The sequence below is a fragment of the Geodermatophilus sp. SYSU D00697 genome, assembly GCF_054050175.1.
In genome coordinates, this window is the sequence record NZ_JBJGYV010000009.1 from 55,948 (window position 1) to 79,846 (window position 23,899).

The window sequence follows — 23,899 nt, forward strand, 5'->3', positions numbered from 1 at the left end:
GCTACTCCGCGCTGCCGGGCTCGGCCATCTGCCGGTGCGCCTTGCTCTTGAGCCGGTCGGGGATGACGGCGCTCGCGGCGCCCTGCACCTTGGTCATCAGCGACCCGGCGACGACCTCGTCCTCGCCCTTCATCAACGCCTCGAACCCCTGCTCGGCGACCTGCGCCGGGTCGTCCTTCTCCCCGGCGCCGATCCTGGTGTCCTGCATCTGCGCGCGGTCGAAGAACCCGGTGTCGGTCGGACCGGGCATCAGCGAGGTGACGGTGACCCCGGTGTCCGCCAGTTCTTCCACCAGCGCCTCGGCGAAGGACTGCACGAACGACTTCGACGCGTTGTAGACCGCCTGGAACGACCCGGGCATCGTCGACGCGATCGACGAGGTGAACAGCACCCGGCCCTCGTCGCGGGCCACCATGTCCCGCAGCACCAGCTTGGCCAGCCGCACCGTCGAGGTGACGTTCAGGTCGATGATCTCGAGCTCGTCCTCCAGCTCGTTCTCGACGAACGGGCCGCCCTGCCCGACGCCGGCGTTGAGCGCGGCGGCGGTCAGCGGGCGCCCGGTGGCCTGGACGGCGGCCCAGAGCGCCTCGACCCCGGCGGCGGTGCGCAGGTCGGCCTGGACGGCCTGCACGGTGGTGCCGGCGGCGCGCAGCTGCTCGGCGGCGGGGGTCAGCTCGGCGTCCTCGGCGTTGACGACGAGGTCGAAGCCGGCGCCGGCGAACTGGCGGGCGAGTTCGAGGCCGATCCCGCTGGAGGCACCGGTGACGAGGGCGAGCGGTCGGGGTCCGGTCATGGGTGCCCCCTACCCGGGCCGTCGCAGGCCACGCGTCAGCCGTCGCCGACCGCGCCGTCCCTGACCAGCTCCGCGGCCACCGCGCGCAGGTCCCCGGTCGCGTACCAGGTCCGCCGCTGCCGGGCCGCCGACGTCCCCCGCCGCTGCAGGCGGAGCAGCAGCCGCGCGACCTCGTCCTCCTCGTCGTGCGCCCGGAGGTCGTCGGCGAGCTCGGCCAGCAGCCGGTCGACGGCGGCCCGCGCCGGTACCGGCTCGCCGCGGACCGGGTCGTAGAGCTCCCCGCCGAGGCCGTCCTTGGCCGCTCGCCAGCGGGCCGCGCGGAGCAGCTCGGGCCGCACCTCGGGCACCGGCTCGCCGCGCTCCGCCCGGCCGGCGAGCACGCGCACGAGCGAGCGGGCGAGGGCGGCGTGCAGGACGACGTCGTCCAGCGCGGTGCACACGTCGGCGAGCCGGAACTCGACCGTGGGGTAGCGGGCCGAGGGGCGCAGGTCCCAGTACAGGTGCCGGGCGTCACCGATGACGTCCCCCCGCACGAGGGCGTCGACGACGGCCCGGTAGCGGTCCGCGCTGCCCAGGTGCTCGGGCGGACCGGCGTTGGGCCAGCGCGACCACCACGGCGTCCGGAAGCTCTCGTAGCCGGTGTCGGCACCGTCGTGGAACGGCGAGCTGCCGGTCATGGCCAGCAGCACCGGCAGGTAGGGCCGCGCGCGGTCCATCACGGCCACGGCGGTCTCCAGGTCCGGGACGCCGACGTGCACGTGGCAGCCGCAGATGTCCTGCTGGCGGGCGAGCACCGCCCAGCGGGCCACCATCTCGTCGTACCGCGGGTCGGGCGTGAGCGGCTGGTCGCGCCAGGAGCCGAACGGGTGCGTGGAGGCGGCCAGGACCGCCAGCCCGGCGCGCGCCGCCGCGGTCGCGGCCTCGGTCCGCGTGGTGACCAGCTGGGCGCGCAGCTCGGCGAGGGTCGAGCACACGCCGGTCGCCGTCTCCAGCTGGGTCGTCGCGATCTCGGCGTGGACGTGGGCGCCCGCCGCGCCGGCGAGCGCCGCGGCGGCGACCTCGGGCGCCGGGGCGAGCGCGAGCGTGCCGGGGTCGACGAGGTGGAACTCCTCCTCCACGCCCACGGTCGCGCCGGCCGCCGGCGACGGCGGAGCGCTCGTCACGGTTCGGCGAACCACGCGAAGCCCAGGCCCGGGACGACCAGCCGCCCGTCCCGGACCTCGAGCGGGCCGTCGCTGCCGTGCACCAGGGGGAAGGTGCCGAAGCCGGTGACCGTGTCGGCGTCGACCTCCTGCGCCTCGGGGCTGACGTTGGCCAGCCCGACGAACGTGCCGCTGCGCGGGTGGCGCCGCGACCACGCCAGCACCGCGTCGCTGCCGGCGTCCAGCAGGACCGACTCGACGCCGCCGCGCAGCGCCAGGATCGAGCGGCGTGCCTCCCCCAGCCGCCGGATGCGCGCGAAGACCCGGCCCTCGAGGGTGGTGGGGTCCTCGCGGCGCGCGGCGGCGGCCCAGTCCATCGGCGGCCGGTGCATCCAGCGGTTGTCCGGCGCGCGCTCGGGGTCGGCGAGGTAGCCGGTGTCGTTGCGCAGCGCGAGCTCGTCACCCATGTACAGCAGCGGGATGCCGCCGAAGCCGTAGACGACCGAGTACAGCAGCACCAGCCGCCGGATCCCGGCCTCGAGGGCGGCCTCGTCCCCGTCGGCCAGCGCCTGCTCGATGCCGCACAGCGAGGCCGCCGCTCCGGAGACGCGCGCGTCACCGGTGGCCTCGTTCTCCTGGAACAGCGCCCCGCGGGCGAAGGAGCCCGGGAAGCGGCCGGCGTAGAAGTCGTTGAGGAAGCGCCGGTGGGCGAACCCGTCCGCGCCGGCGGCCGCGGCGTCCTCGTCGGTCACCGCCCAGCCGATGTCGTCGTGGCCGCGGACGTAGGTGACCCACGTGGCGCTCGGCGGGATCGGCCGCATCCGGCCCAGCGCCGCCCGGGCCAGCCGGACGTCGCGGGTGGCCAGGCTGCTCCACAGCAGGACCATGAGCGAGTTGTGGTAGGCCAGCTCGCACTCGGGGCGGAAGCGGTCGTGCCCGCCGAGGTAGGGCACCAGGTCGTCGGGCGACACGATCGCCTCGGCCTTGAAGACGACGCCGGGTGCGGCCAGCCGGGTGAGCGCGTGCAGCAGCTGGAGCAGGGAGTGCCCCTCGGGCAGGTTCTGGCAGGAGGTGCCCAGCCGCTTCCACATGAACGGGACGGCGTCCATGCGGAAGACGTCGACGCCGCGGTTGGCCAGCCAGGTGATCTCGCCGAGCATCGCCAGGGTGACCTCGGGGTTGGCGTAGTCGAGGTCCCACTGGTAGGGCCAGAACGTCGTCCACACCCAGCCGCCGGCACCGCCGAGGGCCTCGGGCACCCAGCTGAACGAGCCCGGCGCCCGGTCGGGGAACACCTCCGGGATGGTGGCGTCGTAGGCGTCGGGCAGCGTGCGGTCGGGGAAGGCCGTGTAGAAGCCGGCGCGGGCGGGGTCGCCGGCCAGCCAGCCCTGCGCCCACGGGTGCTCGCGGGCGGTGTGGTTGAGCACGAGGTCGATGCACAGGCTCATGTCCCGCTCGTGCAGCGCCGCGGCGACCCGCTCGAGGTCGGCCATCGTGCCCAGCCGCGGGTCGACCGCGCGGTAGTCGGCCACCGCGTAGCCGCCGTCGTTCTCGCCGGGGCGCGGCCGCAGCAGCGGCATGAGGTGCAGGTAGGTGGTGCCCAGCTCGGCGAGGTGGTCGAGGTGGTCGGGCAGCCGGTCGAGGGTGCCGCAGAAGCGGTCGACGTAGCAGACGTAGCCCTGCACGCGGGCGCGCTGGAACCACGCCGGGTCGATCTCGCGGCGGCGGTCGATGCGGCGCAGTTCCTCGGGCCGCTGCGCCGCGGCGGCCAGGACGACCTGCAGCGCCCGCTGGAACAACTCGTCGGCGGCGTCCCCGTACAGCTCCGCGAGCGGCTCGTGGACGTCGAAGAGCGCGAGGTCGGCCCGGGCCAGGAAGGCGTCGCCCTCGGCCTCCCCCAGCGCGGCGACCGCCTCCTTCGCCACCTGCGGGCGCAGCGTCGCCCAGGACCGTGCCGCCGCTGCCCTGCGCTCGGCCGCCGAGACCGTCATCGGGCCAGTATCGGGGCGCTGTTCGCCCACGGCATGACGCCCGCCACATGCGCTCCCGGAGGAGTTCACTGGTGTCTGTAATCCGGTAATCAGGAGGTGCGCCATGAGCCTGGCCCCGGGCCCGGACACCGAACCGGCGCTGGACGCCTACTCCCGCGTGGTCACCGCCGTGGCCGCCGAGCTGACCCCGCACGTCGCCGCGCTGCAGGTCAGCACCGGCGACGGGCGTGGCGGCGCCGGGTCGGCGGTCGTCGTCCCCGGGGAGGGACTGCTGCTGACCAACGCCCACGTCGTCGGCCGGGCCCGCCGCGGCCGGGCCGTCTTCAGCGACGGCAGCGAGGCCGACGTCGACGTCGTCGGCGCCGACCCGCTGTCGGACCTCGCGGTGGTCCGCGCGCGCTCGGCGACACCGCCGCCGGCCGAGCTCGGGGACGCCGCCGGGCTGCGGGTGGGGCAGCTGGTCGTCGCGGTCGGCAACCCGCTGGGCCTGGCCGGCTCGGTGACCGCCGGGGTGGTCAGCGGCCTGGGCCGGTCCCTGCCCACGCGCGACGGCCGGACGGCGCGGGTGGTGGAGGACGTGATCCAGACCGACGCGGCCCTCAACCCGGGCAACTCCGGCGGGGCGCTGGCCGACTCCTCCGGCCGGGTCGTGGGCGTCAACACCGCCGTCGCCGGCTGGGGCCTGGGGCTGGCGGTGCCGATCAACGACACCACCCGGCGGATCGTCGCCGCGCTGACCCGCGACGGCCGCGTGCGCCGCGCCTACCTCGGGCTGGTCAGCACCCCGGCTCCCCTGCCCGCGCCGCTGGCCGAGCGCACCGGCCGCCGGTGGGGGCTGCGGATCGTCGACGTCGTCCCGGGCTCGCCGGCCGACCGGGCCGGGCTCAAGGCCGGGGACCTGGTGCTGGAGGCCGGTCGGCGGCCGGTCGCGGAGGCGCAGAGCCTGCAGCGGCTGCTGTTCGACGAGGCGATCGGCCGGTCGCTGCCGGTGACGGTGTTCCGGCGGGGCGCGATGGTCGACGTCATCACGGTGCCCACGGAGCTCACCGGCGGGTGACCCCACCCCTCCCCCGTTCGGGGGCCTGCGGTCACGCAGCGCTCCAGGACGTCACCGGTCCGGTCGATGCTGGCCGGGACGAACGGGGGACACACGTGGACGGGGACCGGCCGACAGGCGTCGCGCTGCTCGCGTTGCTGTACGCGGTCAGCGGGGCCCTGTGCGTCGTGGGGGCGCTGCACCCGATGTCGCCCGACACCCCCGTGGGACTGACCTGGGTGCTGGCCGCGGTCGGCCTCGCCGGCAGTGCGCTGCTGTGGTGGCGCCGGGCCCGGCTGGGCGCGGGGTCGGTGCACGCCGCGGTCGGGCTGGTGTCGGCACTGGTCGCCGTCCTGGCGTGGCGGTCGGTGACCGCGGTCGGCATCGTCGGCCTGGGCCCCTGCATGGTTGCCGTCGGGTTGTTCTGCGCCCACTACCTCAGTGCGCGCGCCGCCCGCCTGCACGTCGCCGCCCTGGTCGCGGCCGCCACCGCCGGGGCGGTCGCCGCGGCGCCGTCGGGCTTCGCGGTGCCGTGGCTGACCATGATGGTGACGGTCGTGGTCGTCGCCGAGGCGCAGGTGCGCATCGCCGGGCAGCTGCACCGGGCGGCCGGCACCGACCCGCTCACTGGGCTGGCCAACCGGCGCGCCTGGGAGGCCGACGCCGCCCGCAGCCTGGCCCACGCGCAGCGCACCGGGGAGCCGCTCACGGTGGCGGTCATCGACCTCGACGGCTTCAAGGCCGTCAACGACGAGGAGGGGCACGGCGCGGGCGACGCCCTCCTGCAGGCCCTCGCCGGGTCCTGGAGCTCGGAGTTGCGGATGGCCGACCTGCTCGGCCGCCAGGGCGGGGACGAGTTCGTGCTCTGCCTGCCCAACACCGACGCCGGTCACGCCGCCGAGCTGCTGGCCCGGCTGCGGGCCAGCCACCCGGCGTCCTGGTCGGCCGGGACCGCCACCGCCCGCCCCGGTGACCGCCTGTCCGACCTCGTGGTGCGCGCCGACGCCGAGCTGTACCGGAACAAGCGCCGCAGCCGCCGGACCGCCTGAGGCAGGACCGCTCGAAGGACCCCGTCCTCCCACCCTTCGCCGGCTCAGGGCGGGAGCCGGGACGGGGCCGGCGGAGCCCCTGGACGGCGCCTGCTCGGGAGGGGGCCGCGGCGATCCTCTCGACGGGCCTGCCCCGGGACGGGGCCGTCCGCCCCTGTCCCGGCCCTCGTCCCGGGCGGAGGGTGGGCGGGACTGCTCGGGAGGTCGGCATGGCGGGGATCGTGGTCTGCGGCGGAGGCACCATCGGCCTGTCCACCGCGCTGATGCTCGCCGACGACGGGCACGACGTGACCGTCGTCGAGGTCGACCCCCTGGAGCCGCCGGACACCCCGGTCGACGCCTGGGACGGCTGGCGCCGTGCCGGCGTGGCCCAGTTCCGGCAGCCGCACACGCTCTTCCCGCGCTTCCGGCTGGTCGCCGAGCAGGAGCTGCCGGGCCTGGTCGACCGGCTGTCCGCCGCCGGGTGCGCCTGGGGCGACTACACGTCGGCCCTCCCGCCGACGATCGAGGACCGCGCACCGCGGCCCGGCGACGACCGGCTGCGGTTCGTGACCGGCCGCCGTCCGGTGGCCGAGGCCGTCGTCGCCACGATGGCGGCCGAGCACCCCGGGGTCACGGTGCGCCGCGGGGTGCGGGTCGCCGGCCTCGTGCCCGGCCCGGCGCCGCTGCCCGGTGTCCCGCACGTCGCCGGCCTGCGCACCGACGACGGGGCCGTGTTGCCCGCCGACCTGGTGGTCGACGCGACCGGCCGCCGGACGCGGGGCAGCGACTGGCTCGCCGAGCTGGGCGCCCGGCCACCGCACGTGGAGCGCGACACCGGCGGGTTCGTCTACTACACGCGGTACTACACCGGCCCGGAGCAACCCCGACGGGTCGGCCCGCAGCTGACGCCGATCGGCAGCATCACGCTGATCACGCTGGTCGCCGACAACGACACCTGGTCGGTCACCGTGTTCGGACCGACCCACGACACCCCGCTCAAGGCGCTGCGCGACCCGGCGGCGTTCACCCGCGTGGTGGCGGCCTGCCCCCGCCAGGCGCACTGGCTGGACGGCGAGCCGATCACCGACGTGCTCGCCATGGCCGGCGTGCTCGACTGCTACCGGCGGCTGGTCGTCGACGGGGAGCCGGTGGTGACCGGCTACGTCCCGGTGGGCGACGCGTGGGCCTGCACCAACCCCTCGGCCGGCCGCGGCCTCTCGGTCGGCATGGTGCACGCCCAGCTGCTGCGGGCCACGGCGCGCGAGCACCTGGGCGACCCCGCGGCGCTCGTGCGGGCCTTCGACGAGGGCACCGAGCGGGAGGTGGCGCCGTTCTTCCGCAACCAGGTCGCCGCCGACCACGCGCGGATGGCCGAGATGGACGCCTTCCGTGAGGGCCGGGAGCCGCCACCGCCGAACCCGGTCCAGGCCCGGCTGCTGGCCGCCGCGATGCACGACCCGGAGGCCTATCGGGCGCTGCTCGAGACGATCACCTGCCTGGCCCTGCCCCAGGAGGTGCTGGCCCGGCCGGGGATGCGCGAGCGGCTGGAGGCCTACGCCGACGAGCCGGTGCCGGCCGCGCCCGGCCCCGACCGGCGGCAGCTGGTGGACCTGCTCGCCGGGTGACGGACCCCCTGCTCCGCCGAGGGGTCACCCGTCAGGGGCGGCGCCAGTCGTCGGAGTCGAGGTGGGAGCCCGCCATGGGGCCCATCTGCAGCATGCCGCCGTCCACCGGCCAGGACGCGCCGGTGACGTAGGCGGCCGCCGGCGAGGCGAGGAAGGCCACGACCGCGGCGACCTCACGGGCGTCCCCCGGACGGCGCAGCGGGACGCCGGGCCGCTCGTGCCCGGGCGCGGTCGGGTCCTCGTCCTCCTGCCCGGTCATCGGCGTGGCGATCTCACCGGGCGCGACGGCGTTCACGGTGATCCCGTGCTCGGCCAGCTCGATCGCGGCCACCCGGGTGAGCAGCCCCAGGCCGCCCTTGGCGGCGCAGTAGGCGGCCGCGCCGACCCGCGGCTGGTGTTCGTGGACGCTGGTGATGTTGACGATCCGCCCGCCTCGGCCGGCGGCGACCATGCGCCGCGCCGCCTTCTGCAGACACAGGAACGCACCGTCGAGGTCGGTGGCGAGCACCTCCCGCCAGGTGGCGAAGTCGGTGTCGAGGATCGTGCTCATGTGGCCGGTGCCGGCGTCGTTGACCAGGACGTCGACGCCGCCCAGCGCCTCGGCCAGGTCGTCCACCACGTCCGCGGCCTCCGGCAACCGGGTCAGGTCCAGCTGACGGACCTCGGCCCGCCGACCGAGCGCGCGGACCTCCTCGGCGGTGGACTCGGCGCCGTCGCGGTCGCGGTGCCAGGTGATCCCGACGTCGCAGCCGGACTCCGCGAGGGCGACGGCGGTCGCCTTCCCGATGCCGGAGTCCGACCCGGTGACGAGGGCGACGCGGGGCGCGGTCTGGGTCATGGGCCGACGCTAGGGGGGCCTCGCTGTCCGCGCGCGCCGGCGGAACCGGCCGTCGTCGGCAGAACGACACCGGACCGCAAAGCGACCGACCGGACCGGCCGCCCGTACGGGGTAGCAGACCGGGATGACGACCGCCCGCTGCCTGCTCGGGGCCGTCCTCGTGCTGCCCACCCTCGTGCTCGGCGGCTGCGTGGCCGTGGAGGTCCCGGTCTCCGCACCCACCACGGCGACCGGGACGGCCGCACCGACGTCGCCACCGCCGGAGGACGCCTCCGCGGCCGAGCAGGAGATGGCCCGGGCGATCCTCGACCGGGTCAACGACGAGCGGGCCGAGCGTGGTTTCGAGCCGGTGCAGTGGGACGACGACCTCGCCGCGGTGGCCCGCGCCTGGAGCGCCGAGATGGCGCGCACCGGCACGGTGCAGCACCAGGACATCCGTGCCCTGCTCCAGCGCGAGCAACTGGCGCGGTTCCAGGGCCTCGGCGAGAACGTCTTCCAGGCCACCGGCCCGGTGCCGGCGGGCACGATCCACGCCGGGTGGATGCGCTCGGACGACCACCGCGTCAACGTGCTCAACCCCGGGTGGGACCGGCTCGGGATCGGCGTCCACTGCGCGGACGACGGGTCGGTGTGGGCCACCCAGGAGTTCGGGCGCACGCGCGGGTCCGACCGTCCGGCCGTCGCCACCGGGACGCCGCCGGCCGAGCCGGTCGTGCACCCGGAGGACGACGGTCCCACGTGCGGCTGATGCCGGCCCCGTGGTCCGCCCCGCTGCCGCACCGCGGTCGCGGCACTGCTGGTGGGGTACCGGTCCGTGCAGCGACAGGCGGCGCCGGGGAGGGGCCTCCGGGGACGGCGGCCCGGCCTGATCACCACCCGGACTACGCGGCCACCTCGAGGCGTTCGTCGAGCAGCGCGTCGACCGCGGCCGCGGCCTCGGCCACCCGCCGGTCGTTCTCCCCCGACGGGCAGTGGTCCCAGGCGCTGCGGGCCACGCCCAGGGCGATGTAGGCGACGGCGATCTCCAGGTCCAGCGTGTCGATGCTGGTGACGGTGCGGGTCACGATGACCTCCGCGAGTGCGTGTCGTGTCTCTCGATGACCCGCACGCTAGGCCGGGGGTACGACGGTTCCGGCCCTCACGAACCGGTCCGCCCAGTCGCGGAGCAGGTCGACGAACTCCGGCGGCGAGAGCACCGTGAACTCGGCGCCGAGGGAGCCGAGCGCGAGCGCCGGCCAGTCCAGCGAGTCGGTCTCCATCCGCACCCGGCAGCGGCCCGGGCCCTCCTCCTCGACGGCGGCCCACCGCCCGATGCGCTGCCGCACCCGCGTGGCCGGTGCCTCCACCACGGCCTCCACCGTCCGCGCCGAGGTGGGCGCCCCCATGCCCGCGCGGACGAAGGCCACGGCGTCCTCGGCCGGGAGCCGCCGCGGCGCGAACCGCGCACCGGTGGGCCGCGGCCGGTCCAGCCGGTCGAGGCGGAAGCTGCGCCAGTCCCCGCGGGTCAGGTCGTAGGCGACCAGGTACCAGCGGCGGCCCAGCGCCACCAGCCGGTGCGGGTCGACCTCGCGCTCGGTCACCGTCCCGTCGGCGGCGGTGTAGCCGAACGCCAGCCGCTCGGTGTCGCGGCAGGCCTGGGCGACGGCGGTGAGGGTCAGGGGCTCGACGACGTCCCGGGCGCCGCCCCAGGGCGCGGGCTCGGTGACCGCCCCCAGCGCCTCCACCCGGCGGCGCAGCCGCGGCGGCATCACCTGCACCACCTTGGCCAGAGCCCGCACCGACGACTCCGCCGTCCCCGCGACCGCGCTCTGCGCCGCCGCCTGCAGGCCGACGGCGAGCGCGACCGCCTCCTCGTCGTCCAGGACCAGCGGGGGCAGGGCCGCCCCCGGCGCGAGCTGGTAGCCGCCATCCACGCCGCGTTGGGCCTCCACCGGGTAGCCGAGGTCGCGCAGCCGGTCGACGTCGCGGCGCAGCGTGCGGACGGAGACCCCGAGCCGGTCGGCCAGGTCGGCCCCGGCCCAGTACCGGCGCTGCTGCAACAAGGAGAGCAGGCGCAGGGTGCGCGCCCCCGGATCGGTCATGCTGCCGATCCTCCCGCAATTCAGGTCAGGATCTGGCACGAGGCCTCCGTAGCGTTGGTCCCGACGGAGCCGGAACCCCCAGGAGGACGACGATGACCAGCACGACGAGCACCGTGACCGGCGAGCGGGCGGACCTGCTGGAGGCCCTCGGCACGCACCGGTTCTTCCTCCGGTACACCGTGCGGGGGCTGACCGACGAGCAGGCCCGGCAGCGGACGACGGCCAGCGAGCTGACCCTCGGCGGGCTGGTCAAGCACGTGGCCCACACCGAGGCCACCTGGGCGGACTTCATCCTGCAGGGCCCCGGCGTCATGGCCGGCCCGGACGACCCCGAGCAGATGGCGAAGTGGGCCGAGGAGTTCCGGATGGGCCCGGACGAGACGCTCGAGGAGATCCTCGCCCACTACGAGGAGGTCGCCGGCCGCACCGACGAACTGGTGCGCACGCTGCCCGACCTCGACGTCTCGCACCCGCTGCCGGAGGCTCCGTGGTTCCCGCCGGGGGCGCGCCGGTCGGCCCGCCGGGTGTTCCTGCACATCGTGGCCGAGACCGCCCAGCACGCCGGGCACGCCGACATCCTGCGGGAGTCGCTCGACGGCCAGAAGACGATGGGCTGACCCGGACGGTCAGCGCGACGGCGACCGGCGGCCGGGCTCGGGGGGATCCCCGGGCGCGGGCGCCGGCGCCGCCCGCTCGGCCTGCACCTGGACCTCGACGTGGGTGCCGTGGGCGGCCGGGTCCCAGATCTCCTCGAACGGCGCCATCACCGACCCGCCGACACCGCGGCGTCGAGCGCGCCTGCCCAGCCACGCGTAGCCGGCCGGGACCAGCACCAGCGCGGCCGCGACCTCGAGGACCAGGGCGAGCTCCCCCACGCGGTCAGCCTACGGACCGGGCGAGCCCGTCGGCGTCGGTCGGGTCAGCCGCGCGCCTCCAGCTCGGCGACGTGGGCCAGCGCCCGGTCGCGGGCCGCCGCGGCCTCGCCGGCCTGGCGCTCGGCGGTGCGGCGGTGCCGCTCGGCCCGTCTGAGCTCCTCGGCGGTCTCGGCGGCCTCCCGCTCGGTGCGGGCGAGCTCGTCGGCCAACTCCTCGACGCGGGCCTGCAGATCGGCCCGCCGGGCGTCGAGGTCGTCGACCCGACGCTGCTCCTCCTCGGCCGCGGCCCGGGACTCCGCGGCGACCGTGGCCGCCTCCTCCGCGGCGCGGCGGGCCTCCTCCAGCTCCCGCCGGCGCCGCTCCTCCTCCGCCCGTCGGGCCTCCTCCTCGCGCCGCCGGGCCTCCGCCTCGCGCTGCCGCCGGCGCTCCGCGGCGTCGGCGCCCCGCCGCTCCGCGGGCTGCTCGGCGCGGTCCGCGCGGGGTGGGGACACCAGCCGGAGCGCCGGCCGGGCACCCGTCGTCCCCATCCCGCTGTAGGACATCGGCGTGGTCAGCCGCCCGGTCAGCAGCGCCTCCCCCGCCTCCGGGTCGGCCATCGCGGCACGGAGCGTCTCCTCCACCTGCGCCTCGACCGAGCTGCTCACCCGGTGGTCCTGGTCGCGGGCCAGCGCCGCGGCCTGCCGGACGAGGGCGGCGAGCACCTGGGCGCGCTGGCGGTTGAGCGCCTTGAGCTGGTCACCGGCGAGGTTCTCCTGCGCCTCGCGGAGCAGTCCGCCGAGCTCGACGAGCGACTCGATCTCCTCCCGGCGCGCCCGCACGAGGAGGTTGCAGACCCAGGCGGCCAGCGACGGCTTGGGGAGGGTCCCGATGTCCTTGGCCAGGGTCCGGTCCCCCTCGGCCCGGGCGTCGTCCTGGCGCTGCTTGCGCAGGGCGGTGAACTCCTCGGGCGGGACGGCGTAGAGCTCGTCGGCGACCTCGTCGAGTTCCACGGCGCCCCCTGTCGTCGTCGAGACCTGCGAACTCGGGGTGATCGGCGCGCGATCACCCCGAGTTCGTAGCACCCGGGAGCTCAGGAGGCGCAGCAGCGACCGTCGCCGGCGACCGCGGACAGCTCACGCTCCGTCCGGCCCTCCAGGTCGGGGCGGTGGTCGCCGGTCACCGTGTAGACCTCCCACGGCTCGCCACCGGGACCGGTCACCCAGACCTTGTCCTGGACGGCGTAGCAGCAGGCGGTCCCGTCCTCGGCGCGCGGAGCCAGGCCCGCGTCGGCCAGCCGGGACGAGGCCGCGGCGACCTCCTCGGTGGACGCCACCTCGACGCCGAGGTGGTCCATGCGGGTGGGCTCGCCGGCGGCGCCCTCCAGGAGGACCAGCTTGAGCGGCGGCTCGGCGATCGCGAAGTTCGCGTAGCCCGGACGGCGCTTGGCCGGGGCGGTGCCGAACAGCCGCGCGTAGAAGTCGGCGGCGGCGTCGAGGTCGGCGACGCGGAGCGCGAGCTGGATGCGGGACACGGGGACCTCCTCGGGTCGGTGACATCGACGTCCATCGATGTCCATGTCAGGTGACCACCTGACATCGATGCTTGTCAATACGACCGATGTCGTTACGATGAGCGCCGATGTCCCGACCGGAGGAGGACCGATGAGCGACCCCGGGCTGGCGTGCTGCACGCCGCTGACCGGCACGGCCATGTCCGCCGAGCAGGCCGAGCAGGTCGTGCCGCTGCTGAAGGCGCTCGCCGACCCGGTGCGGCTGCGGCTGGTCAGCCTGATCGCCTCCAGCGCCTCCGGTGAGGCGTGCGTCTGCGACCTCAACGACGCGTTCGACCTGACCCAGGCGACGATCAGCCACCACCTCAAGGTGCTGCACTCGGCCGGCCTGCTCGACCGGGAGAAGCGCGGCGTGTGGGTCTACTACGCCGTCCGCCGGGAGGCGCTGGCCGCCGTCGCCGGCCTGTTCGAGCCCGCGGCGGTCCCCGCGTGAGCGACACCGTCTCCGAGGTCGCCGTCCGGGGGCCGGGGGCTCCGGTCCTGCAGCGACTGTCCGTCCTCGACCGGTTCCTGCCGGTCTGGATCGTCGCGGCGATGGCCGCCGGCCTGCTGCTGGGGCGCTGGGTCCCCGGCCTCGACGACGCCCTGTCGGCGGTGGAGGTCGGCAACGTCAGCCTGCCGATCGCCGTCGGGCTGGTCCTGATGATGTACCCCGTGCTGGCCAAGGTCCGGTACACCGAGCTCGACCGGGTCACCGGCGACCGGCGGCTGATGGTCGCCAGCCTGGTGCTCAACTGGCTGGTCGGGCCTGCGCTGATGTTCGCCCTCGCCTGGCTGCTGCTGCCCGACCTGCCGGAGTACCGCACCGGCCTGGTCATCGTCGGGCTGGCCCGCTGCATCGCGATGGTGCTGATCTGGAACGACCTCTCCTGCGGCGACCGGGAGGCCGCGGCGGTGCTCGTGGCCCTCAACTCGGTGTTCCAGATCCTGGCCTTCGCCGTGCTCGGCTGGTTCTACCTGCAGGTGCTGCCCGGCTGGCTGGGCCTGCCGACCACCTCGGCGGAGTTCAGCGTGTGGGCGATCGTGCTCAGCGTCCTGGTCTTCCTCGGCATCCCGTTGCTCGCCGGCTTCCTCACCCGCACGCTCGGCGAGCGCCGCAAGGGCCGGGACTGGTACGAGGGCCGCTTCCTGCCGCGCATCGGCCCGGTGGCCCTCTACGGCCTGCTGTTCACGATCGTCATGCTCTTCGCCCTGCAGGGCGAGGCGATCACCTCCCGGCCCTGGGACGTCGCCCGGATCGCGCTCCCGCTGCTGGCCTACTTCGCCCTCGTGTTCGGCGGCTCGTTCCTGCTGGGCATGCGGCTGCGGCTGGGCTACGCCAGGACGGCGACGCTGGCCTTCACCGCGGCCGGCAACAACTTCGAGCTCGCCATCGCGGTGGCCATCGGCACCTTCGGCGTCACCTCCGGGCAGGCGCTGGCCGGGGTGGTCGGCCCGCTGATCGAGGTGCCGGTCCTGGTCGCGCTGGTCTACGTCGCCCTCTGGGCGGCCCGCCGCTTCCCCGCCGACGACCCCACCGTCCCCGCGACCGCCCGGAGCTCACGATGACGCCGTCGGTGCTGTTCGTCTGCGTACACAACGCCGGCCGCTCGCAGATGGCCGCCGGCTGGCTGGAGCACCTGGCCGGCGACGCGGTGGAGGTGCGCTCGGCCGGCTCGCTGCCGGCCGAGCAGGTCAACCCCGCCGCCGTCGAGGCCATGGCCGAGGTCGGCATCGACCTCACCGGCCAGCGGCCGAAGGTGCTCACCACCGAGGCGGTCGAGGCCTCCGACGTCGTCATCACGATGGGTTGCGGCGACGCGTGCCCGGTGTTCCCGGGTAAGCGCTACCTGGACTGGCAGCTCGAGGACCCGGCGGCCAAGGGCGTCGACGCCGTCCGGCCGATCCGGGACGAGATCGAGGGCCGCGTGCGCGCCCTGCTGGCCGAGCTGCTGCCCGGCGCACCCTGACCGGTTGGCAGGCTGCGCTCGGGGTGTGAACGAGGAGGACGTCTCTGTGGCCGGTACCGCTACCGAGGAGGAGCGGCCTGCCGCAGCCGGCCTCTCCCTGCCCCCGCGGGCCGGGTGGTTGCTCGCCACCCTGCTCGGCGCCACGTTCCTCGGCACGGGCAGCAACAACGTGGTCAACGTGCCGCTGCGCCAGATCACCGACGACCTCGCCGCGTCGGTGACCCAGGCCGTGCTGGCCGCCTCCACGGCGGTCTAGGGCACCTCGTGCGAGGTGTCCCCGAGAGGGCCGCTCACGGACACCAGTCGGGTGCGGTCACCGCGCTCGGAGGCGAGGAGGCAGCAGTCGGGGATCCAACAACTCGACCCCCAGGAGCCTGCCCTCGCGGTCGAAGTCCAAGACGACGTCGCCAACGCCGTCGACCGGGTTCTCGACGACGCGCTGGCTGACGGCCTCGCCCGGCTCGACGTCAGCCAGGTACAGGTGGCCCGCGCCGGCATCGCCGTCCCACGTCAGCTGCAGGGTCACGTCGTCCTCGCGCCATGCCACGGGCGCATGGTCCCGCTTGCTGCCCGGCATGCGTCGATCGAGCCTGCGTGTCACCCGAGGTGACCGCAACCTCCGACCTCGCCCGGCCGGATGGCCTTCGCCGCACTCGACGCCCCTCAGGCCGGGACCTCCTGGAAGGCGCGGACCTCGATCCGGGCGCCGAGCGCCTTGGATGCCTTCGCGGCCCAGGCGACGGCAGCCTCCCGGTCCGGTGCCTCGACCACCCAGAAGCCGCCGAGGTACTCCGGTGCCTGCGTGTACGGCCCGTCGGCGAGGGCGAGGTCGTCGCCGGTGTGGTCGACGGTGACCGCCGTCGACGGCGGGTGCAGTCCCCCCGCGAAGACCAGAGCGCCGGACTGCGCCAGCTCCTCGAGGAAGGCACGAGCCACTGCCAGCGTGGTCTCGAGCTCGGCGGGGTCCATCGACGCCATCGTGGGCTCCTCGGCCGAGTCGTGGGGCATGGACAGGAGGTACTGCGTCATGGTGGTCCTCCGAGGTCGTCGCGGCGCGGCCCGTTCGGCCGTGCTCACGACCGGGTGACCCCGTGCGCTGCCGGATCTCATCGATCGAGGCCGGTCGGTGACACGCGTCGGCCGCGCTGGAGGTGTCCCTCCGTGCGCCGCTCGGGGACACCGACCCAGGACGGCGGCAGGAACAGCCTCGGTCCACGGAACGGGCCGGTCGACCGATGAGTTGCCAGCCCTGCGCGGGTCACAGCCTCCAGGCCCACCGAAGGGGCCGACGCGCTCGTGCCCGGAGGAGACGCATGGCCAAGCTCATCTACTCGATGATCACCTCGCTGGACGGCTTTGCCGAGGCAGCCGAGGGCGACCTCGGCACCGGGGCCGAGGACCCGGAGGTGCACTCCTTCATCGGCGACGTCTTCCGCCCCGTCGGCACGTACCTCTACGGCCGACGGATGTACGAGACGATGGTCTTCTGGGAGACCGCGCACACCCTGCCCGACGTGCCGCCGCACATCCTGCAGTACGCCCGCGATTGGCAGGCCGCGGAGAAGATCGTGTACTCCACGACGCTGGAGTCGGTGTCGAGCGAAAAGACCAGGATCGAGCGGACCTTCGACCCGGACGCGGTGCGCGAGCTCAAGGCCGAGTCCGATCACGATCTCACCGTCGACGGCCCGAACCTCGCCGCCCAGGCGATCGCCGCCGGCCTGGTGGACGAGTACCACCTGTTCATGACGACGAGCGTGGTCGGCGGCGGCAAGCGGTTCTTCCCCGACGGCGTGCGCCTCGATCTCGCGCTCGTCGAGGAGCGCTCCTTCGACAGCGGACTGGTCTACGCGCGCTACCGGACCCGCTGAGCCGCCCCGGACTCCTGCGCGCCCTGCCGCCTCCGGGACGTTCCCGCGGGAACGTCGTCGAGCCGAGCGCCTTGCACGTTGCCGCGGGAACGCTCCCTGAGGGTCGCCCCTGAGAGGGCCGCTCACTCCGCACGCCGGTCGTGCCGGAGCACCAGCTCGACCTGGACCACCACAGCGATCCCGACCGCCCCGGAGAAGTAGCGCCAGAGGGCGGCGCTGCCACGAGACCGCGAGCACCCAGGAAGTACAGGGGTGTGCCGAGGAACGACAGAGCGGTGGCCCACCAGGGCCGTCGGACCGCGCGCGAGGCGGGGAACGGGACGCGGCGAGTGCCGCACCCCTCAGGACGCCTCCACCCACCTCGACGGGTGACCGAACAGGACGGACCCGGTCCACCGCCGTCCCGAGGCGGGCCGCCGAGTTGCCCCGGTCGCTGAGCCGGGACCAGCGACTGTCGGGCTGGGTCCAGCCCTCGCAACTTCCTGGCCGAACCCATGCGCCCTCGAGGCGAGCGCCGCGCGGGCCTGCCGATGAACGAAACGACCCCGGAACCCCTCAGGCGCCTGCCGCCAACCCCTTCTCCAAGGAGCGATCCCATGCCCCTCGTCCGTCGCATCGGCGCCGTGGTGCTCGCCCTCGCCGCCGTCGTCGTCTGGTTCGCGATGGCCCCTGACGAGTCGAGCAACCGATCAGCTGACATCGCCAGCGCCTTGGCCGACTACGAGGTGAATGACGCTCGCACCCAGGGCGCGCCCCAGCAGCAGGTCGTCAACGGGTGGGTGGCGAAAGACCTGCTGACGATCATCGCCGAGCAGCAGAACGAGTCCGTGACCGACGATCGCCTGCCCGCTCTGGCCATCCTGGTCGTCCTCGGGCTGGCCCTGCACCTGGCGACGTCCACGCGGCCCGCGGAGGCTGGCGGTGCGGCATCCGCGCCGGCTGCGCCGACCGCAGGTCCCGGTCCGCAGCCGTCTGCCGCCTTCTGAGGGCGTCGGACGTTCCCACCGGCTCGCGGGATCGTCGAGCTGGTCGTCGACGAGGTCGACCGGCGAGTGGTCCACGGTCGCGCGGTGCGCTGGCGGACGCCTGACCCGTGGGACCGTCGCCCCGGCGACGTCCCCGGGACCCGCGCCGGGCCTGACCAGCGGGGACGACGGGCTGCCGGCCGACGTCAGGAGCCGCGGAGCACGACGAGCTGCTGGGTCGCCCGGGTCATCGCGACGTAGCGGTCGACCGCGCCCTCGACGCCGGTGCCGAACGCCTCCGGCTCGACGAGCACGACCAGGTCGAACTCGAGGCCCTTGGCCAGCTGCGGCGTCAGCGACCGGACGCGGGCACTCCCCCGGAACGCGGGATCGCCGATGACACAGGCCGTCCCCTCGGCGTGCGCGGCGAGCCAGGCGTCGAGCAGCGAGTCCCGTTCCGACACGGGCGCGTGCACGACGGGGACGCCGGTGCTGCGGATGGAAGTCGGCACGTTGGCGTCCGGGAGCACCGCCCGGATGGCCGGCTCGGCCTCGGCCATCACCTCGGCCGGCGTCCGGTAGTTGATGCCCAGGGACGCCAGCTCGACCCGGTCGAGCCCGATCCGCTCGAGCCGTTCCCGCCACGACTCCGGGAACCCGCCTCGCGCCTGGGCGCGGTCCCCGACGATGGTGAGGCTCCGGGACGGGCACCGGAGCAGCAGCATCTGCCACTCCGCGTCGGTCAGTTCCTGGGCCTCGTCGACGACGACGTGCGCGAACGGGCCGGCGAGCCGGTCCGGTTCGGCGGTCGGCAGCGCGTCCTGGTCGACCAGGGCGTCCCGGAGGTCCTGGTGGCGGAGGCTGGTCATCAGCAGCAGCTCGGAGTCGTCGGCCCGGACCAGCTCGTCGATGACGTCGGCCATGCGCTCCCGCTCGACCGCGACGGCGGCGTCCCGCCGCTGCTCCCGCCGGGACGCCCCGGGGTCGCCGAGCCGCTGCCGGGCGGCGTCGAGCAGCGGCAGGTCCGACACCGTCCAGGCCCGGGGGTCGGCGCGCTGCAGCGCCCGGACCTCGTCACGGCTCAACCAGGGAGCGCACCGCCGGAGGTAGGCGGGCACCGACCACAGGTCCCCGACGAGGTCGGCTGCGTCGAGCAGCGGCCAGGCGCGGTCGAAGGCAGTGCGCAGCTCCCGGTCCCGCAGCAGCGCGGCACGCACCAGGTCGGCCGGGACGTCGTCCTCGCCGTGCCCGTCGACCAGGATCGCGAGCAGCTCCTCCCACACCTGGTCGCGCGCCTCGTTGTGCGGGGTGCCCGGGTCCGCGGCCTCGAACGCCTCGGCCCAGTCCTCGGCGCTCAGCCGGACGTCGGCCCACGGGGTGGTGACCGTCATCCCCGTGGCGGGCGGCTCCTCGTAGAACCGGACCGCCGCCTCGATCGCCCCGACCAGGTCCGCGGACGCCTTCAGGCGGGCCACGGCCGGGTCGGTCTCGACCCCCGCGGACCGCCCCTCGGGCACGAGGTCGCGCAGCGTGCAGGTCTGCACGCCCTCCTCGCCGAGGCTGGGCAGGACGTCGGCGACGTAGGCCAGGTAGGGCTGGTGCGGACCGACGAACAACACCCCGCCGCGGCGGTGCCCGAGGCGCGGGTCGGAGTAGAGCAGGTAGGCGGTGCGGTGCAGGGCGACGACGGTCTTGCCCGTGCCCGGGCCGCCGTCGACGACCAGGGCGCCGGCGGACCCGGCCCGGATGACGGCGTCCTGGTCGGCCTGGATGGTGCCGAGCACGTCGCGCATCCGCGGTGACCGGCTGCTGCCCAGGCTGGCGATGAAGGCGGACTGGTCGTCCAGCGCGGCGGCGTGCCCGTCGAGGCCGTCCGGGGTGAACACCTCGTCCCAGTAGTCGCTGACCCGGCCGCGGGTCCACCGGTACCGGCGGCGGCTGGCCAGGCCCATGGGGTTGGCGTGGGTCGCCCCGAAGAACGGCTCGGCCGCGGGCGAGCGCCAGTCGACCAGCAGCCGCCGGCCCGCGCCGTCGGTGAGGCCGAGCCGCCCGACGTACACGGGATCGCTGCCGTCCGTGCCCACCATGCGCCCCAGGCAGAGGTCCAGCCCGAAGCGGCGCAGGGTGCGCAGGCGAGCGGTCAGCCGGTGGACCTCCAGGTCCCGGTCCAGCGCCTCCTGGCCGGTGCCGCCGGGCGCCCTGCGCTCGACGTCGAGGCGGTCGGACAGGTCGGCGATCGTCTGCTCGAGGCTCTCCGCGAGAGCGGCGAAGTGCCGCTCGTCGCCGGCGATCAGCGCCGGGTCGGCTTTGGCGGTGAGGCGGTCGGGGAGGTCGAACGCGCTCGTGGTCAGGGGTGTCACGTCAGCAGGGCTCCGCTCGGGGACGCACGACTCGGGACGGTGGTCTCGGCGTTCGGGGACGCGGCGCTCGACGGTTCGGCAGCGTTTCCGCAGCTCCAGGCCACGGCCGGGCGATTCTGCGGCACGGCCGGGGTCTTGCCGCAAGACCCCGGGTGCGCTGTAGCTTGGAGGTGGCGGAGAGGGTCTCCTCCCCCGTCCTCGTCTCGTCCGCCGGGACGGACGACCTCCTCGGTCATCGGGCACCGCACCGGTGCGTGTCCGGGCCGGCGGGTATGGGACCCGCATGGGAGTGCGCAACGCGGCGGTCGCGGCGGCAGGCCAGTGGACCGACCCCGACGACGGCATCCGCTACCCCGCCGGCGAGGTCCACGCATGGGAGCGCGGGCGCAACGAGACCGTCTGCGGGCTGTCGCTGAGCAGGTCCCGGCTGGCCCGCTTCCCCCACGTCGGCTGGGCCGACGTCCAGCCGGAGTCGGGCCGGCACGCGGAGGAGGTGGCGGCCGTCTGCCGCCGCTGCCGGGCGGCACTGGGCGCCCGCCGGGACGAGCGCGGCTGGACACGGACCAACCCGCGTCCCTGACCGGCAGGATGCCCGTCGTGGCCTCGACCCGGGTCGCCCGGCACATCCGGGCACCGCGCGCGGCGGTCTACCGCGCTCTGCTGGACGCCGACGCCGTCGCCCGGTGGAAGGTGCCCCCGGGGATGACCGCGCAGGTGCACGAGTTCACCGGCGGGGAGGGCGGCACGTTCCGGATCTCGCTGACCTACGACGAGCCCGGGCCGGCCGGCAAGACGACCACGCACACCGACACCTATCGCGGCCGGTTCGCCCGGCTGGTGCCCGACCAGCAGGTCGTGGAGGTCGACGAGTTCGAGTCCGACGACCCCGCCCTGCGCGGCGAGATGACGATCACGATCACCCTGGCCGACGCCGACGGCGGCACCGACCTGGTCGCGGTGCACGACGGGCTGCCCGACGTCGTCTCCCCCACCGACAACGAGACCGGGTGGCGGCTGTCCCTGGACCGGCTGGCGGCGCTCGTCGAGGACTGACCCCCGCGGTCAGGTCACCGCGACCGGGCGCTCACACGCCGAGCGCCACCCCGTCCTGTCGCGGGTCCGCACCGCCGGCCAGCGCGCCGCGGGACTCGTCCAGCGACACGACCAGTGCGCTGCCGCCGGCACCCCACGCCCCCACCTCCTGGACGACGTGGCCCCGGTCGGCCAGCCCGGCGAGCACCTCGGCCCCGAGGCGGGTCTCGCACCGCAGGGTCTCCGGGGCGCCGAGGGCGTCGGCGTCACTGCCCGGGTGCACGGTGAACCGCGGCGCGGTGACCGCCGCCTGCGGGTCCAGGCCGCTGTCGACCAGGTGGGAGAGCACCTGGGTGTTCCACTGCACCTGGCCGTCCCCGCCCGGCGTGTTGCCGGCGTGCCGGAACCGGCCCGCGGCGTCGGTGAGCACCCAGGCGTTGAGCGTGTGCAGCGGCTTGCGGCGCGGGGCGAGGGCGTTCGGGTGGCCGGGAACGAGGTAGGCGCCGCGGCCGAGCCGGTCGTTCAGCGCGATCCCGGTGCCGGGGATCGACAGCCGGGCGCCGAAGGTGAACGCCAGCGACCAGATCGCGCTCACCGCGCGGCCGTCGGCGTCCACGGCCACGCAGCTGGTGGTGTCCCCGGCCGTGCTGGTCTCCCCGGTGACCGCCGGCTCGGTGGACAGCCGGGCCCGGGCCGCGGCGAGGGCGTCGGGCGTGAGCAGCGCCCGCCAGGCGTCGCGGTCCGAGCCGCAGGAGTCGTGGCGGTCGCGGAAGGCGCGCCGCGCGGCCAGCGCCATCAGGTGGACGGCGTCGGCGCCGAGGGTCGGCAGGCCGGGCAGCTGCCCGTCGAGCAGGCCGGCCTGCTGCAGCACCATCCACCCGGGCGACGGCGGCGGCGTCTGGGAGAGCACGAGGTCGCCGTAGGGCGCGCTGATCGCCGGCTGGGCCGGGGCGTGCGCCCCCAGCGCCCACTCCTCCCCCGAGAACGGGGCCCCTCCGGCGCGCAGCACGGCGACCGCCTGCTCTGCCAGGCCGCCGCGGTAGAACGCCAGCGGGTCGCGGGCCAACAGCTCGATGCTGTCGGCCAGCTCGGGCGCCGGCAGCCGGTCCCCGACGGCGGGCACCGTGCCGGTGGGCAGCAGCCAGCGGCGCAGCCCGTCGTCGACGGACAGGGCGCCGGCGTGCTCGGCGATGTCGCCGCGGTTCTTGACCGTGCACGGCAGCCCGGCGCGGGCCGCGGCGACCGCCGGTGCCCAGAGGTCGGCGAGCGACCGGGTGGCACCCTCGGCGTGCAGGGTGGCCAGCGCGGCGGGGGCACCCGGGGTGGCGACCGCGCGGGCACCGCCGAGCGGCAGCGCGGTCAGCCCCTCCTCGAGGTAGCCCTCCGCGGTGGCGCCGTCCGGGCCGTAGCCGCTGCCGTTCACCGTCCACACCCGGCCGTCGGGCTCGCGGACGACGGCGAACGCGTCCCCGCCGACGCCGCACTGGCCGGGCAGTGCCAGCCACGCCATCGCGGTCATCGCGAGCGCCGCGTCGACCGCCGTCCCGCGGTCGGCGAGCACCCGGGCGCCGACCTGGCTGACCACCGGCGAGCTGCTGGTGACCATGCCCCCGGCGGCCAGCGTCGGCCCGCGGCCGGCCTCCTGTGCCGGCGTCCAGGCGCCCATTCAACCCACCGCCGGAGAGGGGCGACGCCGCCGACCGCGACCGAGCCCGCAGATGCCGACCAGCACCTGCCCATCCTGCCCCGCACCGGGGCGGTGGGGATGGTCTCGGTGGGGGGCGGCGCATCCTCCCCCGGCGCGCCGGGTACCCCGGGTCCCCCTGCGACGACGGAGGACGCGATGGCGACCCGGGCCGAACACTCTCTGCAGGTCGACGTGCCGGTGCGCACGGCCTACGACCAGTGGACGCAGTTCGAGGACTTCCCGCACTTCATGGGCGGCGTGACCGAGGTCCGCCAGCTCGACGACCGCCGGCTGCACTGGGTGGCCCAGATCGCCGGCGTCCGGCGGGAGTGGGAGGCGACCATCCTCGAGCAGGTGCCCGACTCGAGGATCGCCTGGGCGGCGACCAGCGGCGCCACCAACGCCGGCTCCGTCCGGTTCGAGCCCGCGGGTCCGGAGTCGACGGTCGTCCACCTGACGCTGGAGTACGACCCCGAGGGACTCGTCGAGCAGGTCGGCGACGCGCTGGGCGTCGTCGAGCGCCAGGTGCGCGCCGACCTCGAGCGCTTCAAGGCCCTGGTCGAGGACGAGGCGTACCCGACCGGCGCCTGGCGGGGCTCGATCGACGCGGGCGCCGGCGTCGGGACGCCGGGCGTCGAGGCCGCCGCGACCTCGCGCGGCGACAGCGGGAAGGCCGGGGTGTCGGGGACCGCGGTCGCGGCCGGCGCCGTCGCGGTGGCCGCCGGTGCCGCCGCCGTGGGTGCCGCGGTGGCGGCGAGCCGCTCCGGTGCGGACGACGAGCCCGAGGACAAGCCGGGACCGGTCCCCGTCCCGCCGTCGGAGCGGGCCGCCGCCACGGCGCCGGAGCCGGCCCCCGTCCCCTCCCCCGACTCGTCACCGGCGGCGGTGGGCGTGCCGTCGGAGGTGCTCGACGAGGGGCCCGAGCCGATCGCGCAGCGCACCCTCGACCCCGGCGTCGGCCGCGACGAGGACGGCACCGCCGACCGCCCCCACTGACCGTCGGCCCGGCCGCCGGCTGTCGTCAGGCGCTGACCCCGGCCCGACTCCGCGCCGCCGTCCGCTCCTCGCTCGCTG

At 75.6% G+C, this 23,899-nt stretch carries 27 protein-coding genes; 14 read left to right on the plus strand and 13 right to left on the minus strand.

Annotated features, from left to right (window positions below):
* Position 1: 1 nt before the first annotated feature.
* From ACI79C_RS10090 to ACI79C_RS10100, 3 genes are read right to left on the minus strand one after another with little or no spacing between them, the layout of a single operon-like run.
* Positions 2-793, minus strand: coding sequence for an SDR family NAD(P)-dependent oxidoreductase (locus ACI79C_RS10090; protein WP_456945511.1), 792 nt, complete (start codon positions 791-793; stop codon positions 2-4).
* A gap of 35 nt (positions 794-828) precedes the next feature.
* A complete protein-coding gene (locus ACI79C_RS10095) occupies positions 829-1,956 on the minus strand; it encodes a carboxylate-amine ligase (protein WP_456945512.1) in 1,128 nt (375 codons plus the stop codon).
* Positions 1,953-3,926 carry an alpha-amylase family protein gene (locus ACI79C_RS10100; RefSeq protein ID WP_456945513.1) on the minus strand — a complete coding sequence of 658 codons (1,974 nt, stop codon included), beginning with the start codon at positions 3,924-3,926 and terminating at the stop codon, positions 1,953-1,955. Before ACI79C_RS10100 ends, ACI79C_RS10095 begins: the two co-directional genes overlap by 4 nt.
* 103 nt (positions 3,927-4,029) lie before the next feature.
* Between ACI79C_RS10100 and ACI79C_RS10105 the strand changes: the two genes are divergently transcribed.
* The 3 genes from ACI79C_RS10105 (at position 4,030) to ACI79C_RS10115 (ending at position 7,618) form a co-directional block, all read left to right on the plus strand.
* The gene (locus ACI79C_RS10105) at positions 4,030-4,983 is read left to right on the plus strand and encodes a S1C family serine protease (protein ID WP_456945514.1); all 954 of its coding nucleotides are present in this window, start codon (positions 4,030-4,032) and stop codon (positions 4,981-4,983) included.
* A 95-nt stretch (positions 4,984-5,078) separates the two neighbouring features.
* Complete coding sequence (locus tag ACI79C_RS10110) at positions 5,079-6,011, plus strand: GGDEF domain-containing protein (RefSeq protein ID WP_456945515.1); 933 nt, start codon at positions 5,079-5,081, stop codon at positions 6,009-6,011.
* A gap of 209 nt (positions 6,012-6,220) precedes the next feature.
* Positions 6,221-7,618 carry an FAD-dependent oxidoreductase gene (locus tag ACI79C_RS10115; RefSeq protein ID WP_456945516.1) on the plus strand — a complete coding sequence of 466 codons (1,398 nt, stop codon included), beginning with the start codon at positions 6,221-6,223 and terminating at the stop codon, positions 7,616-7,618.
* Between the two features lie 31 nt (positions 7,619-7,649).
* Here the strand turns inward: ACI79C_RS10115 and ACI79C_RS10120 are convergent, their stop codons facing one another.
* Positions 7,650-8,456: an SDR family oxidoreductase gene (locus ACI79C_RS10120; protein WP_456945517.1), complete on the minus strand. Its 807-nt coding sequence runs from the start codon at positions 8,454-8,456 to the stop codon at positions 7,650-7,652.
* Between the two features lie 124 nt (positions 8,457-8,580).
* On the opposite strand from ACI79C_RS10120, the gene ACI79C_RS10125 reads away from it, so the two are divergent.
* A complete protein-coding gene (locus ACI79C_RS10125) occupies positions 8,581-9,204 on the plus strand; it encodes a CAP domain-containing protein (protein WP_456945518.1) in 624 nt (207 codons plus the stop codon).
* Positions 9,205-9,337: 133 nt separating this feature from the next.
* Here ACI79C_RS10125 and ACI79C_RS10130 read toward each other — a convergent pair whose 3' ends face one another.
* Both ACI79C_RS10130 and ACI79C_RS10135 read right to left on the minus strand, forming a co-directional pair.
* Positions 9,338-9,520: a hypothetical protein gene (locus ACI79C_RS10130; protein WP_456945519.1), complete on the minus strand. Its 183-nt coding sequence runs from the start codon at positions 9,518-9,520 to the stop codon at positions 9,338-9,340.
* A 45-nt stretch (positions 9,521-9,565) separates the two neighbouring features.
* Positions 9,566-10,537, minus strand: coding sequence for a helix-turn-helix transcriptional regulator (locus ACI79C_RS10135; RefSeq protein WP_456945520.1), 972 nt, complete (start codon positions 10,535-10,537; stop codon positions 9,566-9,568).
* A gap of 92 nt (positions 10,538-10,629) precedes the next feature.
* On the opposite strand from ACI79C_RS10135, the gene ACI79C_RS10140 reads away from it, so the two are divergent.
* Complete coding sequence (locus ACI79C_RS10140) at positions 10,630-11,154, plus strand: DinB family protein (protein ID WP_456945521.1); 525 nt, start codon at positions 10,630-10,632, stop codon at positions 11,152-11,154.
* Between the two features lie 9 nt (positions 11,155-11,163).
* Here ACI79C_RS10140 and ACI79C_RS10145 read toward each other — a convergent pair whose 3' ends face one another.
* From ACI79C_RS10145 to ACI79C_RS10155, 3 genes are all read right to left on the minus strand, one after another.
* The gene (locus ACI79C_RS10145) at positions 11,164-11,412 is read right to left on the minus strand and encodes a hypothetical protein (RefSeq protein WP_456945522.1); all 249 of its coding nucleotides are present in this window, start codon (positions 11,410-11,412) and stop codon (positions 11,164-11,166) included.
* Positions 11,413-11,456: 44 nt separating this feature from the next.
* Complete coding sequence (locus ACI79C_RS10150) at positions 11,457-12,401, minus strand: hypothetical protein (protein WP_456945523.1); 945 nt, start codon at positions 12,399-12,401, stop codon at positions 11,457-11,459.
* A gap of 80 nt (positions 12,402-12,481) precedes the next feature.
* A complete protein-coding gene (locus ACI79C_RS10155; RefSeq protein WP_456945524.1) occupies positions 12,482-12,922 on the minus strand; it encodes an ArsI/CadI family heavy metal resistance metalloenzyme in 441 nt (146 codons plus the stop codon).
* A gap of 130 nt (positions 12,923-13,052) precedes the next feature.
* Between ACI79C_RS10155 and ACI79C_RS10160 the strand changes: the two genes are divergently transcribed.
* From ACI79C_RS10160 to ACI79C_RS10175, 4 genes are read left to right on the plus strand one after another with little or no spacing between them, the layout of a single operon-like run.
* Entirely contained in the window at positions 13,053-13,394 is a 342-nt protein-coding gene (locus tag ACI79C_RS10160) for a metalloregulator ArsR/SmtB family transcription factor (RefSeq protein ID WP_456945525.1), read from the plus strand.
* A complete protein-coding gene (gene arsB, locus ACI79C_RS10165; protein ID WP_456945526.1) occupies positions 13,391-14,509 on the plus strand; it encodes an ACR3 family arsenite efflux transporter in 1,119 nt (372 codons plus the stop codon). The genes ACI79C_RS10160 and arsB overlap by 4 nt, the downstream gene beginning before the upstream one ends.
* Positions 14,506-14,910, plus strand: a complete 405-nt coding sequence (locus ACI79C_RS10170; RefSeq protein ID WP_456945527.1) for an arsenate reductase ArsC — start codon at positions 14,506-14,508, stop codon at positions 14,908-14,910. Before arsB ends, ACI79C_RS10170 begins: the two co-directional genes overlap by 4 nt.
* 46 nt (positions 14,911-14,956) lie before the next feature.
* A complete protein-coding gene (locus tag ACI79C_RS10175) occupies positions 14,957-15,166 on the plus strand; it encodes a hypothetical protein (RefSeq protein ID WP_456945528.1) in 210 nt (69 codons plus the stop codon).
* A gap of 57 nt (positions 15,167-15,223) precedes the next feature.
* Here ACI79C_RS10175 and ACI79C_RS10180 read toward each other — a convergent pair whose 3' ends face one another.
* Together ACI79C_RS10180 and ACI79C_RS10185 are read right to left on the minus strand one after the other, a co-directional pair.
* Complete coding sequence (locus ACI79C_RS10180; protein WP_456945529.1) at positions 15,224-15,487, minus strand: DUF2283 domain-containing protein; 264 nt, start codon at positions 15,485-15,487, stop codon at positions 15,224-15,226.
* A gap of 86 nt (positions 15,488-15,573) precedes the next feature.
* Positions 15,574-15,939 carry a YciI family protein gene (locus ACI79C_RS10185; protein ID WP_456945530.1) on the minus strand — a complete coding sequence of 122 codons (366 nt, stop codon included), beginning with the start codon at positions 15,937-15,939 and terminating at the stop codon, positions 15,574-15,576.
* A 284-nt stretch (positions 15,940-16,223) separates the two neighbouring features.
* On the opposite strand from ACI79C_RS10185, the gene ACI79C_RS10190 reads away from it, so the two are divergent.
* Positions 16,224-16,781, plus strand: a complete 558-nt coding sequence (locus tag ACI79C_RS10190; RefSeq protein ID WP_456945531.1) for a dihydrofolate reductase family protein — start codon at positions 16,224-16,226, stop codon at positions 16,779-16,781.
* 596 nt (positions 16,782-17,377) lie between these two features.
* Positions 17,378-17,767: a hypothetical protein gene (locus ACI79C_RS10195; RefSeq protein ID WP_456945532.1), complete on the plus strand. Its 390-nt coding sequence runs from the start codon at positions 17,378-17,380 to the stop codon at positions 17,765-17,767.
* Positions 17,768-17,952: 185 nt separating this feature from the next.
* On the opposite strand, the gene helR is transcribed toward ACI79C_RS10195, so the two are convergent.
* On the minus strand, positions 17,953-20,106 hold the full coding sequence (helR, locus tag ACI79C_RS10200) for an RNA polymerase recycling motor ATPase HelR (RefSeq protein ID WP_456945533.1): 2,154 nt from the start codon (positions 20,104-20,106) through the stop codon (positions 17,953-17,955).
* Positions 20,107-20,389: 283 nt separating this feature from the next.
* On the opposite strand from helR, the gene ACI79C_RS10205 reads away from it, so the two are divergent.
* Positions 20,390-20,686, plus strand: a complete 297-nt coding sequence (locus ACI79C_RS10205; RefSeq protein ID WP_456945534.1) for a hypothetical protein — start codon at positions 20,390-20,392, stop codon at positions 20,684-20,686.
* A gap of 8 nt (positions 20,687-20,694) precedes the next feature.
* A complete protein-coding gene (locus ACI79C_RS10210; RefSeq protein ID WP_456945535.1) occupies positions 20,695-21,159 on the plus strand; it encodes an SRPBCC family protein in 465 nt (154 codons plus the stop codon).
* 31 nt (positions 21,160-21,190) lie between these two features.
* Here ACI79C_RS10210 and ACI79C_RS10215 read toward each other — a convergent pair whose 3' ends face one another.
* Positions 21,191-22,804, minus strand: coding sequence for a gamma-glutamyltransferase family protein (locus tag ACI79C_RS10215; RefSeq protein ID WP_456945536.1), 1,614 nt, complete (start codon positions 22,802-22,804; stop codon positions 21,191-21,193).
* 177 nt (positions 22,805-22,981) lie between these two features.
* Between ACI79C_RS10215 and ACI79C_RS10220 the strand changes: the two genes are divergently transcribed.
* On the plus strand, positions 22,982-23,821 hold the full coding sequence (locus ACI79C_RS10220) for an SRPBCC family protein (protein ID WP_456945537.1): 840 nt from the start codon (positions 22,982-22,984) through the stop codon (positions 23,819-23,821).
* Positions 23,822-23,899 lie beyond the last annotated feature (78 nt).

Coding starts and splice junctions, on each gene's coding strand:
- ACI79C_RS10090 (WP_456945511.1), bottom strand. CDS start 793: ATGACCGGACCCCGACCGCTCGCCCTCGTCACCGGTGCCTCCAGCGGG.
- ACI79C_RS10100 (WP_456945513.1), bottom strand. CDS start 3,926: ATGACGGTCTCGGCGGCCGAGCGCAGGGCAGCGGCGGCACGGTCCTGG.
- ACI79C_RS10105 (WP_456945514.1), top strand. CDS start 4,030: ATGAGCCTGGCCCCGGGCCCGGACACCGAACCGGCGCTGGACGCCTAC.
- ACI79C_RS10115 (WP_456945516.1), top strand. CDS start 6,221: ATGGCGGGGATCGTGGTCTGCGGCGGAGGCACCATCGGCCTGTCCACC.
- ACI79C_RS10120 (WP_456945517.1), bottom strand. CDS start 8,456: ATGACCCAGACCGCGCCCCGCGTCGCCCTCGTCACCGGGTCGGACTCC.
- ACI79C_RS10125 (WP_456945518.1), top strand. CDS start 8,581: ATGACGACCGCCCGCTGCCTGCTCGGGGCCGTCCTCGTGCTGCCCACC.
- ACI79C_RS10135 (WP_456945520.1), bottom strand. CDS start 10,537: ATGACCGATCCGGGGGCGCGCACCCTGCGCCTGCTCTCCTTGTTGCAG.
- ACI79C_RS10140 (WP_456945521.1), top strand. CDS start 10,630: ATGACCAGCACGACGAGCACCGTGACCGGCGAGCGGGCGGACCTGCTG.
- ACI79C_RS10160 (WP_456945525.1), top strand. CDS start 13,053: ATGAGCGACCCCGGGCTGGCGTGCTGCACGCCGCTGACCGGCACGGCC.
- ACI79C_RS10170 (WP_456945527.1), top strand. CDS start 14,506: ATGACGCCGTCGGTGCTGTTCGTCTGCGTACACAACGCCGGCCGCTCG.
- ACI79C_RS10180 (WP_456945529.1), bottom strand. CDS start 15,487: ATGCCGGGCAGCAAGCGGGACCATGCGCCCGTGGCATGGCGCGAGGAC.
- ACI79C_RS10185 (WP_456945530.1), bottom strand. CDS start 15,939: ATGACGCAGTACCTCCTGTCCATGCCCCACGACTCGGCCGAGGAGCCC.
- ACI79C_RS10190 (WP_456945531.1), top strand. CDS start 16,224: ATGGCCAAGCTCATCTACTCGATGATCACCTCGCTGGACGGCTTTGCC.
- ACI79C_RS10195 (WP_456945532.1), top strand. CDS start 17,378: ATGCCCCTCGTCCGTCGCATCGGCGCCGTGGTGCTCGCCCTCGCCGCC.
- ACI79C_RS10205 (WP_456945534.1), top strand. CDS start 20,390: ATGGGAGTGCGCAACGCGGCGGTCGCGGCGGCAGGCCAGTGGACCGAC.
- ACI79C_RS10210 (WP_456945535.1), top strand. CDS start 20,695: ATGCCCGTCGTGGCCTCGACCCGGGTCGCCCGGCACATCCGGGCACCG.
- ACI79C_RS10215 (WP_456945536.1), bottom strand. CDS start 22,804: ATGGGCGCCTGGACGCCGGCACAGGAGGCCGGCCGCGGGCCGACGCTG.
- ACI79C_RS10220 (WP_456945537.1), top strand. CDS start 22,982: ATGGCGACCCGGGCCGAACACTCTCTGCAGGTCGACGTGCCGGTGCGC.